The sequence below is a fragment of the Flaviaesturariibacter aridisoli genome, from assembly GCF_004343705.1.
GTDB lineage: Bacteria > Bacteroidota > Bacteroidia > Chitinophagales > Chitinophagaceae > Flavisolibacter > Flavisolibacter aridisoli.
The window spans coordinates 1-13,119 of the sequence record NZ_SKFH01000048.1 but is presented as its reverse complement, the minus strand read 5'-3'; the positions used below and the strand labels follow the sequence as shown (position 1 = coordinate 13,119).

Below are 13,119 nucleotides of genomic sequence, written 5' to 3'. Positions count from 1 at the left end.
CTCACGGCTCACGCCTCACGCCTCACGCCTCACGCCTCACGCCTCACGCCTCACGCCTCACGGCTCACGGCTCACGCCTCACGTCCATGGCCCGAAAATTTAGTCGGTTTTCCTGACGATTGCATGCCTGGCTACCGGACCCTTCATGTACCTTGTACAAGAAGATGTGCCCGTGTTGCCGAATGCAGCACTTTTGCGTAACACCCGATACCAGCACCTCCATGGAAAAGAAGATCACGAAACTACTGGTCGCCAACCGCGGCGAGATCGCCATCCGTGTGCTCCGCGCCTGCACGGAGCTCGACATCCGCACGGTGGCCGTATACACCTTCGAAGACCGCTATTCGCTGCACCGCTACAAGGCCGATGAGGCCTACCAGGTGGGCCGCGACGACGACCCGCTGAAGCCCTACCTCGACATCGAAGCGATCCTCCGCGTGGCGCTCGACTGCGGCGCCGACGCCATACACCCGGGCTACGGCTTCCTGTCGGAGAATTTCAGCTTTGCGCGGCGCTGCCGCGAGGTGGGCATCACCTTTATCGGCCCCGACCCCGAGGTCATGCAGCAGCTCGGCGACAAGGTGCTGGCCAAGAAATTCGCCCAGCAGTGCGGCGTGCCGCTCATCGAAAGCTCCCGCCAGCCGCTCACCTCGCTCGAAGTAGCCGTGGCCGAAGCGGGGCGCATCGGCTACCCCGTGATGCTCAAGGCCGCCGCCGGCGGCGGCGGGCGCGGCATGCGCGTGGTCCGCTCGGAAGAAGAGCTCGCCAAAAGCTTTCCCGAAGCGCAGCGCGAAGCGAAGAATGCCTTCGGCGACGATACCGTGTTCTTCGAAAAATTCATCGACCAGCCCAAGCACATCGAGATACAGATCGTGGCCGACCGCCACGGCAACGTGTTGCACCTTTACGAGCGCGACTGCAGCCTGCAGCGGCGCTTCCAGAAGATCGTGGAGGTGGCGCCGGCCTTCGACATGCCCGCCGCCGTGAAGCAAAAGCTGTATAACTATGCGGTGGCGCTCTGCAAGACCGTGGGCTATAACAACGTGGGCACGGTGGAATTCCTGGTGGACCGACACGGCAACGTTTTCTTCATCGAAGTCAACCCGCGCATCCAGGTGGAGCATACGGTGACCGAAATGGTGACCGGCTTCGACATCGTAAAAACACAGATCCGTATTGCCGAGGGACACCGCCTTCACGACGACGTGATCGGCCTCCCACAGCAGGAGAACGTGCCGCTCAACGGCTATGCCATCCAGTGCCGCATCACCACCGAAGACCCGGAGAACGATTTCATGCCCGACTACGGCACCGTGCTGGCCTACCGCTCGGCCGAAGGCTTCGGCATCCGCCTCGACGAAGGATCGGTGTACAGCGGCGTCAAGATCTCGCCCTTCTTCGATTCGCTCCTGGTAAAGGTGACGGCCCATTCCACCTCGGTGCACGACGCCGTGCAGAAGCTGCGGCGCGCGCTCAATGAGTTCCGGATCCGCGGGGTCAAGACCAACATCCGGTTCCTGCTCAACATCATCAGCCACCCCGAGTTCATCGCCGGGCGGGCCACGGTCAATTTCCTGCAGCAATACCCCGAGGTGTTCACCTACAAGCTGGACCAGGACCGCGGCACCAAGATGCTGCGTTACCTCGCCAACATCTCCGTGAACGGCCACCCCGACGTAAAGCATCCCGACAAAAAGCGCATTTTCGAAAAGCCCATCGCCCTGCCCTTCGACGCGTCGAAAGGCTTTGCCGAAGGCACCAAGCAACGCCTCGACCGCCTCGGGCCTGAAGGCTTCGCCGAATGGCTGCTGAAGGAAAAGAGGATCCACTACACCGATACAACGTACCGCGACGCACACCAGTCGTTGCTGGCTACGCGCCTGCGCACGCTCGACATGCTGAAGGCGGCCTCCTCGTTCGCCCAGCATTTCCCGCAAACGTTTTCCATGGAAGTGTGGGGCGGCGCCACCTTCGACGTGTGCATGCGCTTTTTGCACGAAGACCCCTGGCAGCGGCTGCGCCAGCTGCGCAAGGCGATCCCCAACATCCTGCTCCAGATGCTGCTCCGCGGCGCCAATGCCGTCGGCTACAAAGCGTACCCCGACAACCTCGTGGAAGCATTCGTGGTGAAAAGCTGGGAGGCCGGAATCGACGTATTCCGCATCTTCGATTCGCTCAACTGGATGCCCAACATGGAAAAGAGCATCGAGGCCGTGCGCAACAGCACCGGGGCGCTGGCCGAAGTGGCCATGTGCTACACGGGCGATATCCAGGACCCTTCGCGCACGAAGTACACCCTCAAATATTACAAGCAGTTTGCGAAAGACATCGAGAACAGCGGCGCCCACATACTGGCCATTAAAGACATGAGCGGGCTGCTGAAGCCGATGGCCGCCTACGAGCTCGTCAGCGAGCTGAAGCAGACCGTCCGCATTCCCATCCACCTGCACACGCACGATACCTCGTCGCTGCAGGCCGCCACCTACCTTAAGGCCATCGAGGCCGGTGTGGACGTGGTGGATTGCGCCATCGGCGCCCTGTCGGGACTTACGTCGCAGCCCAACTTCAACGCCATCGTGGAGATGATGCGCTTCCAGGAACGCGAACATCCCTTCGACATCGAAACGCTCAACCAGCACTCCACCTACTGGGAAGCCGTGCGTGAATACTATTATCCCTTCGAAAGCGGGCTGAAGGCAAGCAGCGCCGAAGTATTCTACCACGAGATCCCCGGCGGGCAATACTCCAACCTGAAGCCGCAGGCACAGTCGCTGGGCCTCGGCGAGCGCATGGAAGACATCAAGAAAGCGTACCACGAAGTGAACGAGCTGTTCGGCGACATCGTGAAGGTGACGCCTTCGTCGAAGGTGGTGGGCGACATGGCCCTGTTCATGGTCACCAATGGGCTCACGAAGGAAGACATCCTCGAGCGCGGTCATTCGCTTTCCTTCCCCGAGTCGGTGGTGTCGCTGTTTCGCGGCGACATCGGCCAGCCCGTGGGGGGCTTCGACCCGCGGCTGCAGAAGATCATTCTCCGCGACGTGCAGCCCTATACCGAGCGCCCCAACGAGCACCTGGCGCCCATCGATTTCGGAAAAGAGTTCACCGCCTTCCGCGAGAAGTTCGGGCCGCTGGTAAGCGAGACCGACCTGCTGTCGTACCTGCTCTACCCGAAGGTGTTTGAAACATACTGGGCGCAACGCCTGGAATACGGCCCGCTGTGGCCGCTGCCGACGCTGAACTATTTCTACGGGCTCCGCAACGACGAGGAGGTGCTCATCACCATCGACAAAGGCAAGAGCATCCTCGTGCGGCTGCTCACCTCCAGCGAGCCCGACGAGGAAGGCAAGCGCAAGGTGTTCCTCCGCCTCAACGGCCAGACCCGCATCATCGAAGTGCAGGATGCATCGATCAAGTCGGTAGCGGTGGAAAACGAAAAGGCCGAGCGCTCCAACCCGGGCCATGTGGCCGCGCCGCTGCAGGGCAAGCTGTCGCAGTTCCTCATCCAGGAAGGGCAGGAGGTGAAGGTGAACCAGCCGCTGTTCGTGATCGAAGCGATGAAGATGGAAACCACCATTACCGCCACCCGACCCGGAAAGGTGACGCGCCTGGTGCTCCCGGCGGGCAAGATGGTGAAGGCCGATGACCTCGTGGCAGTGATCTCGGATCTCTGATGCCTGATTTTCGCTTGTTTTCCTTCGGCTGCGCTCAGGATGACAGGCGAAGCTTTGTGGCATTACTAAATGGTCAAGGTGAGCGCAGTCGAACCTTTGGCACAGAATTGTATCATGTTCTTCAGGTAACCTGACCCGAAAAACACACGATACATGAAACTCTCATTGGTGCTCGCTTTGTTGCTTTGCTGGGGTGCGACCCTCGGCGGCGGCGACCTCCGCGCACCCGACGCACCCAGCGGCCAGAATTTATTCGTCATCACACTCGACGGCTTCCGCTGGCAGGAACTCTTCAACGGCGCCGACTCGGCGCTGCTCAACGACCCCGAATACACTTCCGACGCGGCCTTCACAAAAGCCCTCTTCTGGGCGCCCGACGCACAGCAGCGGCGCGAGCGGCTGATGCCTTTCTTCTGGAACGTGATCGCCCGCCAGGGACAACTGCACGGCAACCGCGCCTACGGCAACTATTGCAATACGCGCAACCTGTACCAGATCTCGTATCCCGGCTACAACGAGATCTTCACCGGCCAGCCCGACCTCTTCATCTCCAGCAACGAAAAGGTGCGCAACGGCAACCGCAACATGCTCGAATACATCAACCAGATGCCGGGCTATACCGGTAAGGTGGCAGCCTTTACCTCCTGGGATGCCTTTCCCTTCATCCTCAACCACGAGCGCGGCGGCTTCTTCCTCAACAGCGGCCCCGAAGGCGTGGCCGACGAAGGCATCGGCAACGGCCAGCGCTCGCTCAACAGCATCCTGGCGCACCCCGACACCCAGGGCGAGGCCACGCGCGACGACCGCATCACCTTCCTGTCGGCACTCGACTTCATCAAGCGCCGGCAGCCGAAAGTATTTTTCCTCGGCTTCAGCGGTACAGACGACGCCGGCCACAAGAAAAGCTACGACCGCTACCTGCGCAGCGCCAACGAGGCCGACCGCATGATCGGCGAGTTGTGGACGTATGTGCAATCTCTTCCGCAATACAAGGACAAAACGACCTTTCTCATTACTACCGACCATGGCCGTGGCGACAGCCCGCGCAATTGGTCCAACCATGGCTTCTTTGTCGGCGGCTCTTCGCAAACCTGGATCGCGCTGCTCGGCAACCAGGTGCGGGCCCTCGGTGAAAGCCGTACCCCCGCGCAACTGTACCAGAAGCAACTCGCCGGCTCCATGGCCTGGCTCGTGGGGCTCCGCTCACGCAACCGTCAAACCCTGCCGATGACCTGCTTCGAGGCGCCGGTGCAGGGGGAGACGCTGGCCGCCCGGTAAGGCACAGGTGGGAGCGGAGGGGCCGCGAAGAGTAGGGGACCATCGCAATTCACAAAGTTTCCGGGTGGGCGCCCTGTTCCGCGGGCTGGACCGAAAATGGCATGTTTTTCACTCGCTTACCGAAACCAAATGTTGAGATCATGGGGATGCAGATTGTCGTGGATTACCAGGAGCGGGAAGTCACCTACGACGTGACCACGCAGGAGAAGGATATCTACCAGTTGTGCCTGAGCACCTGCACGCCGGGTAGCAGCACCTACTTACCGAGTAAGATCAACATCCGCCGCAAAGGCAAGCTGTGGATCAGCGATTTGGAGCACGCCTACCGCGAGTTGGTAAGTGCTTTGCTGTCAGAGATTACCCGCTTTTCCGCAAGCGAGCGTTCACTCCGTAAAGAGTAGACCCGTTGTAAAAAATCGCCCTGGATGCAGGGCGATAGCGTGCTCGGAAAGGGCGGTTCCGCACGCGATGTCGTGGCGGCCCCGAAGACAACCCCTGCTCCATACTCGCCGTGACGGCGCCATCAACGACGCCGGCGCGCCCCAGTTGACAAAGGACTTTCCCTGCAGTTCGAGGGAATACTTCGTGCAGAGTCTTCGATTATAAAGCCTTGCTGCCTAGGGCAAAGAGGCGGTGCGTTCCCCCGAACCGAGCAGTCGCTGCCCCGCCTCCGTAAGTGCAAAACATTGGTAGGTGCTGCGCCGTATCCAGCCCCGGCGCAGGAGGGAGGCGACGAGCTTGGCTACGCCACCGGAAGTCATTTCGAAAGTTTGCTGCATTTCCGCATAGGTGATCGGACCGCTTTCCCGGGCCGCCCACAGGAGCAGCCGCGCCGCGCGCTCCACTCCACTGTCTTTTACCCCGGCCATCCCGTTCTTCTTAAGCCGGGCCATCAATTGGGGAAGCTCCGGAAGGGTTTGCTTCTGCCCATCCGGATTTGCGAGGGCATTTGAAACGTTTGCAAAACCTACATCTGATTTTGCTTCTATCGTTTGTAAGCCTTTCATAGCTCCATGTAAATTTTGCACGGGTACTTGTACTCCGTACATAGCTCCATGTAAATTTTGCGTGGAGCTATGCATGCCGTACATAGCTCCATGCAAATGTGGATCGGGTGTTTGTTCGTCGTTCAAAGCTCCATCTACCCTTTGCATGGAGCTTTGTAAACCGTTCTTCAGTCGATCCGAAGAGGTGTCGGCCAGCAAACGCTCCAGCTCCCGGTTACGATCGGCCAGCAGCCGCACGATCAGCTGCAGGCGCTCCACTTCCTCCTGCAGGTTCTGAATTAGTTGTTCCATAACGTTGGTTTTGGTGTTTCTAAGATAAACAAAGCCCCGATGCCGCAGGCATCGGGGCTTGGTTTATAGAGGCTTCGGATGTAGTCCGGCAACAAACAATAGGAATGCTCCCGCAGAGGCACCCTTTCCCGACCCACCCCCGGCCCCTCCCGAAGGGAGGGGTGCCCCTGTGGGATAGTTCCTACTGTTTGTGGGAATACTTAATGCGAAGTCTTCGTGCATTAGCGTTTGCAAATCAAATGTTGTAACGAATGGGAGGAGATGTCCCGAGAGGCACCCTTCCCTTCGGGAAGGGCCGGGGATGGGTCACCCCGCCATCTTCGCCATGCTTCTTTTCAGCTGCAGGTCCTTCAGGCGCGCCAGCACCCCCTGCACGTCGTCGACCAGGATCACCACGAGGTCGCCGGGCTGGGCCTTCGCGAGTGCGCAATCGACGGACTCGAGCTCGTCGGCGCAGTAGGATACTTTACGCTGCGGGTCGCGCTGGTGAATGCCGCTGCGCAGCAGCGAGGAGATCTCGAACTCGGTGCGGCCGCGCAGGTCGGCGTCGCAGCGGATCACGATCTCATCGAAGATGCGGGCGGCCTCGACGCCCATGGCGATGATGTCTTCATTGCGGCGGTCGCCGACGCCGGTGATGACGCCGAGGGAACGCTTCTTCTTCACGGCCGTCACGTATTCGCCGAGGGCATGGAGCCCGTGCGCGTTGTGGGCATAGTCCACCAGCACCGTCACGTGGTCCAGCTCGAAGCGGTTCATGCGGCCCGGCGTGTCTTCGGCCGAATTGCGGAAGCGGCGCAGGATGCAGCGGATGGCCGGCATCGAGATCCCCGATACATAGGCCGCCAGGGTGGCACCCAGCACGTTGGCGATGTTGAAGCGCGCGGCGCCGCCGTGGGTGAGGGGCACGTTCTCCACTTCCTCGATGGGAATGAGCTGGTCGCCCTTGCGGAGCATGATGTAGCCTTCGTCGTAGGTGGCGGCAAGCCCGCCTTCGGCGCAGTGCCGCTGGATGCGGATGTTGTCGGGGTACAGCGAGAACAGCAGCACCTCGCCGGCAACATGCTCGCGGAGCGCGTATACGCGGTCGTCGTCGGCGTTGAGCACCACGTGGCCGCCCTTGCGTACCGAGGCCGCCACGACGCCTTTGACGCGGGCCAGCTGGTCGAGGGTGTAGATGCCGCCGAGGCCCAGGTGGTCTTCGGCGATGTTGGTGATCACGGCCACGTCGCTCTGGTCGAAGCCGAGGCCATTGCGGAGGATGCCGCCCCGGGCGCACTCGAGCACCGCGAACTCAACCGCGGGATCTTTCAATACGGCCTGTGCCGATGCGGGACCGCTGCAGTCGCCTTTATAGATCAATTCGTTATTCAGGTAAATACCGTCGGTGGTGGTAAGGCCGGTGGCGAAGCCGCCCTGGCGGGCCATCTGGGCGATGAGCCGCGTCGTGGTGGTCTTGCCGTTAGTACCGGTCACGGCCACGATCGGTATGCGGCTTTTGCCTTCGGGGAACAGCATGTCGAGCACCGGTGCCGCCACGTTGCGGGGCGTGCCGTGCGTGGGCTCCAGGTGCATGCGGAAGCCCGGCGCCGCGTTGACCTCGATGACGGCACCACCATTTTCGGCGATGGGTGTGAAAAGATCGGGCGCCATGATGTCGATGCCGCAGATGTCGAGGCCGATGATGCGGGCCACGCGTTCAAACAGGCGGATGTTGACGGGGTGCACGCGCTCGGTAATGTCTTCGGCGGTGCCGCCGGTGCTCAGGTTGGCCGTCGACTTCAGCCATACTTCCTCGCCGGCACGGGGCACGGAGTCGAGGTTATAGCCGCGTCGTGCCAGCAGGTCGAGCGATCCCTGGTCGATGCTGATCTTGGTGAGCACGTTGGCGTGCCCATTGCCGCGCCTCGGGTCGCGGTTCACCTCTTCGATGAGTTGCGCGATGCTGTGCCGCCCGTCGCCGGTGACCGCAGCCGGAGTGCGCCGGGCGGCCGCCACGTAGCGGTTGTTGACGATCAGCACGCGGAAGTCGTTGCCGGGAACGTGTTGCTCCACCACCACCCGATTAGAATAGTGAAGGGCGCGGGCGAAGGCCTCGCGGGCGCTTTCCGGCGTGCGGATGTTGATGGTGGCGCCCTTTCCCTGGTGACCGTCCAGTGGTTTCACCACAATGGGGAAGGAGAGCTCTTCGAGCACTTCCGGAAGGTTTTCCACATGGCGGAGCACGAACCCCTTGGGCACGGGTACAAACGCATCGCTGAGCAACTGCTTGGTGGCATGCTTGTCGCCGGCCTTGTCTACGGCAATGGACCCGGTGCGGTTGCTGATGGTTGCCTCAATACGTTGTTGGCGCGCGCCGTAGCCGAGCTGAATGTACGATCCGCCGTCGAGCCGCACGATCGGGATGCCGCGTTGCCGGGCTTCGTTGACGATCGAGGCCGTGCTCGGCCCCAGGGCTTCTTCCTCGTGCAGGCGGCGCAGTTCGTCCAGCGTAGCCTCCAGGTCGAAGTGTTCGCCGGTGAGCAGGGCGCCCAGCAGGCGGATGGCCGCCTTTGCCGCCAGCCGGCCGCAGGCTTCCTCCGCATACTGGAAGGCGACGCCGAACTCGCCGGGCTTGCCGGTGGGCTGTGCGTCGGAATAATGGCAGGGGGTGCCGGCGAGCTGTTGGAGCTCGAGGGCGGCGCAGGCCAGCATCTCGGCCAGGGCCTGCCCGGGGGGCAAGGCCAGCAGCGAAGAGCACAGGCAGCGCGCATAGTGCCTTTTTTCGAGCGTGGGCAGAAATTGGGTCAGGGTACGGGCCAGCTGGGGGAGCTTATCGGTATGGTCCGCAAGGGTCGGCTGCAGGTCGAGCTGCAGCACGATCAGTTGGCAGTGCTGCACCGACCAGTAGTTCGGTCCCCGCAGCACGTTGAGACTCTTTAATAGCATGCAATCCTCCGAGGTTTTAAGAACGGTATCCGGGGAAAATTCTATGCCACGACCGGCGCCCGCCCAAAGGAAAAGGGTGCTACGCCTCATTTTATGATTAGTAAACGGGGCTTTGGGCTTCGGGCAAAGACCGGGTGCAAGGGCAGGGCGTGAGTGGCATGCCCTTTTTAGCCGGTGTGTACATGAACTACCCCAAAGGATATCTGGTGTCTATTGGCGGTGCCGAAGACAAGGGCAAAAACGAAGTGGAAAAGGAACGGCACGAGCTCGACTTTTTCCGCTACGGGATCCTGGAGAATGTACGTTCCCTCATGCGACGCGATAGCCCCCACGTGGAGGTAATCACTTCCGCTTCCTCTATCCCGGAAGAGTATTACCGGGAGTATAAAAAGGCCTTTAAAAAGCTTGGGTTCGAGCAGGTGGGTCACCTCAATATCCGGCAGCGTTCCGATGCCGACGACAACGACTGGCTCGAGCGGCTGCGGGCCTGCGACGGTGTGATGATCACCGGCGGCGACCAGGGGCGCCTTTGCTCCGTGCTGGGCGGCACGCCCGTGTGGGACCTCCTGCGCCGCCGCTACCAGGAAGAATCCTTCGTCATCGCCGGCACCAGCGCCGGCGCGGCCTGTATGAGCAGCACCATGATCGCCGGCGGCGACCCGGCGAGAGCGTATTTCAAGGGCGAGGTGCGGCTTAGCATGGGCCTCGGCTTTATCAACGACGTCATCATCGATACGCACTTCGACAAGCGGGGCCGCTTCGGGCGCCTGGCGCAGGCCATCGCGTCGCAGCCCGGCGCCGTGGGCATCGGTCTCGGCGAAGACACCGGCATCATCGTGGAGCACGGCGTGCGCTTCCGCGCCATCGGCTCCTCCTCGGTGGTCGTGATCGACGGCCACAACGTGGCCCACAACAACATTGCCTCCGTGCGCTCCGGCGCCCCCATCTCCATCGCCAACCTGACCGTACACATCATGACCCACGCGGACGAGTACGACATCCGGAAGCGGATGTTCAGCGGGAATAAGTTCGAGGAGCATGAGTCGTAAGATGCCGGATGTTAAGCAGAAGAGCAACGCTTCACGCCTCAAGCTTCACGCCTCAAGCTTCACGCCTCACGCTTCACGCCTCACGCCTCCGTTCACTCTGGCACCATTTTTCGGCACTTTTCTTAAACAATACACTATGTCAGACAATAAAAACGACCGCGGCGCCCGCGACCGCGCGCGCGTATCCGGTGAGGAAAAATACGAAGTGGATTATATCGCCGGTAAGTTCAACGTATCGGCCGAAGAGGTGCGCCGCATCATCAAGGAAGTCGGTAACAGCCGCGAAAAGATCGAAGAACGTTTGCGCGGCGGCAGACGCTGAGCGCAGGCATTTGAATAGGGTAGAGGTCGCCATCGGGTGGCCTCTTTTTTTGCGTTCTGGATTTACAATGATTTTTTTGCCTGCAGTACTTCGGTCATCCGTGCGCATAACTCCGGGCGATCGAAGGGTTTCACTACCGAGCCGGTGAAGCCGAGCGCTTCGAGGTCCTGCTCTTCGTTCACGAACGCGTTGGCCGTGATGGCGAAGATGGGGCCTTCGAAATGCAGTTCTTCCCGCAGTCGTCGCGTGGCGGCATAGCCGTCCAGCACGGGCATCTGCAGGTCCATGAACACGAGGTCGTAGCGCTTCCCAGCGGCCTTTTCCAGTGCGACGGCGCCGTTGCCGGCATGATCGGCTTCCACGCCCCAGAGCTGCAGGTATTTGCGGAGCACCACCCAGTTGAGCGGGTTGTCTTCGGCCACGAGGATGTTGAGTTCACTGAAGTCGGCTTTGTCTTCGGGCGGGCAGCTGGCAGCGGCTTTCACCTGCGCGGGTTTGCGTAAGGCGAGGGTGAAGGAGAAGGTGGAACCTTCGCCCGGCTTCGACTGCACGAAGATTTCGGAGCCCTGGAGCTCGAGCAGCTTTTTGCTGATGGCGAGGCCGAGGCCGGTGCCGCCGAACTGCCGGCTGATGCCCGCGTGGGCCTGGCTGAATTCATCGAATACTTTCTCCAGTGCCTCCGCGGCAATGCCGATGCCGGTGTCCTGCACCGCGAAGCGGATCGCGAAATGCCCGGCGCCGGTTTCTTCCAGGCGCACCTGTAATTCTACGCCTCCTTTTTCGGTGAACTTCACCGCGTTGCCGAGCAGGTTGTGCAGCACCTGCGTCAGGCGCGCCGGGTCGCCGGATACCCACTCGGGCACGGCGGCGTCTATGTGAAATTCGAGGCCGATGCCTTTTTGCTGCGCCGCCACTGCATGCGCGCGGCCCACCTCGCGCACGAGCTGGAGCAGGTTGAAGTCGATCTGCTCGAAGGTGAGTCCGCTGCCCGTGATCTTGTTGTAATCAAGAACGTCGTTGACCACGGCCAGCAGGTGTTCGGAGGCAAACTTGAGCGACCGGAGGTTTTCGAGCTGGTGCGGCGCCGGGTTATCGGACAGCAGCAGGTGGGCCATCCCGATGACGCCGTTGAGTGGTGTGCGGATCTCGTGGCTCATCGTGCTGAGAAACTGTTTCTGCATCTTGCCCGACAGCTCGGCGAGCTGCTTCAGCTGTAGCTGCTCGCGGGCGATGCGTTTGAGCTGCTCGTTTTTCTTCCGCAGTTCGAGCAGCAGGGAGGCCTGGCGCGCGAGGCGTAGCAAGGTGCTCCGTTGCACTTCGGTCAGCTGGCCGGGCACATCGGAAAACACGCAGACGGTGCCCAGCGAAAAGCCTTTTGCTGAAATGATCGGAGCGCCGGCGTAAAAGCGAACCCTGGGATCGTGCTGCACGCCGGGCAGGTCGCGGAAGCGCTGGTCCTCGAGCGCATTTTCCACCACGAACAACTCGCTGCCCAGGATCACGTGCTGGCAGATCGTCAGCTCGCGCGGTGTTTCGGGCACCGGGTAACCCACCGAAGCTTTGTTCCACTGGCGGTGCTCGTCGATGAGTGATACGAGCGACATCTGCGTGCCGCAAACCAGGTTGGCAAGCTCGGCGAGTTCATCGAAATCACGCTCAGGCCCGGTGTCGAGAATATCGTAGGAATAGAGGTCTTCGAGGCGTTCTTGTTCGTTGGCAGGGATCATGGGAATGCTGGCTCCGGTAAAGATAGCCTATCCGGTAAAAACAGCGCATCCGCGCGGGAAATGCATGGGACAACGCGGGCTGTTCAGCGTGGGAAGTTCCAAACCAGGCGCCGCAGCCCGTCTTTCACGCGCTCCACGTTGAAGTTGATCAGGTAGCCGAGCGGGCACGGGAACAGCTTCAGGTAGGTAAGCGTTTGAGCCGCGTATAACGGCTTCATCAGCTCGACGGATTTACATTCAATGATGATTGCGCCTTCCACCAGCATGTCGAGCTCGTAGGATTTTCCAACATCCTGGCCCAGGTACCGCAGTTGGAGCGGCACATCAAGCTCCACGCGCAGGCCCCTCGATTGCAATTCCACTTTCATACAGAATTTGTAGGCCGATTCGAGCAGGCCCGGTCCCAGCGCCCGGTGCACTTTAATCGCGGCATCGACGATCTCGGTGCCGATGCGGTTTAATTCCTGTGCTGTCATGAAGCAAAGCTGGGTAGCGGAACGTCGGCAGCCATGGGAATAAAAACAGGATTTTATGGGATTTTTCCCGGGGTTTTTCAACGCGGAGAAAAGGAGAAAATAGTTTAGACGCGAAGGAGGCGGAGTACGCGGCGTTCGCTCGCTGCATGGCCATCCTCTTGAAAGGTAACGACACCGCTGCTCTTCGTAGGCGGAGCGTTCTGCTGCGCAGAACATGCGCGGGGGCTGAACTACTGTTCGTAAAGTACTATTTTGACCGGACTTGCCTTGGCATTCAAGTTTAGTCACAGTCGATACCAGTCAAGCTGTCTCCGCGCATGTCCCTTCGTAGGCGGAGCGTTCTGCTGCGCAGAACATGCGCGGGGGC

Annotated in this window: 9 protein-coding genes; 5 read left to right on the top strand and 4 right to left on the bottom strand. The window is 60.9% G+C overall.

The window, feature by feature from the left end:
• Positions 1-221 precede the first annotated feature (221 nt).
• From E0486_RS17185 to E0486_RS17175, 3 genes are all read left to right on the top strand, one after another.
• The gene (locus E0486_RS17185) at positions 222-3,674 is read left to right on the top strand and encodes a pyruvate carboxylase (RefSeq protein WP_131854070.1); all 3,453 of its coding nucleotides are present in this window, start codon (positions 222-224) and stop codon (positions 3,672-3,674) included.
• 153 nt (positions 3,675-3,827) lie between these two features.
• Positions 3,828-4,952, top strand: coding sequence for an alkaline phosphatase family protein (locus E0486_RS17180; protein ID WP_131854068.1), 1,125 nt, complete (start codon positions 3,828-3,830; stop codon positions 4,950-4,952).
• A 140-nt stretch (positions 4,953-5,092) separates the two neighbouring features.
• Complete coding sequence (locus E0486_RS17175; RefSeq protein WP_131854066.1) at positions 5,093-5,353, top strand: hypothetical protein; 261 nt, start codon at positions 5,093-5,095, stop codon at positions 5,351-5,353.
• 216 nt (positions 5,354-5,569) lie between these two features.
• On the opposite strand, the gene E0486_RS17170 is transcribed toward E0486_RS17175, so the two are convergent.
• On the bottom strand, positions 5,570-6,250 hold the full coding sequence (locus E0486_RS17170) for a helix-turn-helix domain-containing protein (RefSeq protein WP_131854064.1): 681 nt from the start codon (positions 6,248-6,250) through the stop codon (positions 5,570-5,572).
• A 306-nt stretch (positions 6,251-6,556) separates the two neighbouring features.
• Complete coding sequence (gene cphA, locus E0486_RS17165) at positions 6,557-9,178, bottom strand: cyanophycin synthetase (RefSeq protein WP_165917395.1); 2,622 nt, start codon at positions 9,176-9,178, stop codon at positions 6,557-6,559.
• A 182-nt stretch (positions 9,179-9,360) separates the two neighbouring features.
• Here cphA and E0486_RS17160 point away from each other — a divergent pair, with 182 nt between their 5' ends.
• Positions 9,361-10,227 carry a cyanophycinase gene (locus E0486_RS17160; protein WP_165917394.1) on the top strand — a complete coding sequence of 289 codons (867 nt, stop codon included), beginning with the start codon at positions 9,361-9,363 and terminating at the stop codon, positions 10,225-10,227.
• A 136-nt stretch (positions 10,228-10,363) separates the two neighbouring features.
• Positions 10,364-10,549, top strand: a complete 186-nt coding sequence (locus E0486_RS17155) for a DUF3606 domain-containing protein (RefSeq protein ID WP_131854058.1) — start codon at positions 10,364-10,366, stop codon at positions 10,547-10,549.
• 62 nt (positions 10,550-10,611) lie between these two features.
• Here the strand turns inward: E0486_RS17155 and E0486_RS17150 are convergent, their stop codons facing one another.
• Positions 10,612-12,276: a GAF domain-containing hybrid sensor histidine kinase/response regulator gene (locus tag E0486_RS17150; RefSeq protein WP_131854056.1), complete on the bottom strand. Its 1,665-nt coding sequence runs from the start codon at positions 12,274-12,276 to the stop codon at positions 10,612-10,614.
• 83 nt (positions 12,277-12,359) lie between these two features.
• The gene (locus tag E0486_RS17145; protein ID WP_131854053.1) at positions 12,360-12,752 is read right to left on the bottom strand and encodes a GxxExxY protein; all 393 of its coding nucleotides are present in this window, start codon (positions 12,750-12,752) and stop codon (positions 12,360-12,362) included.
• Positions 12,753-13,119: the final 367 nt, after the last annotated feature.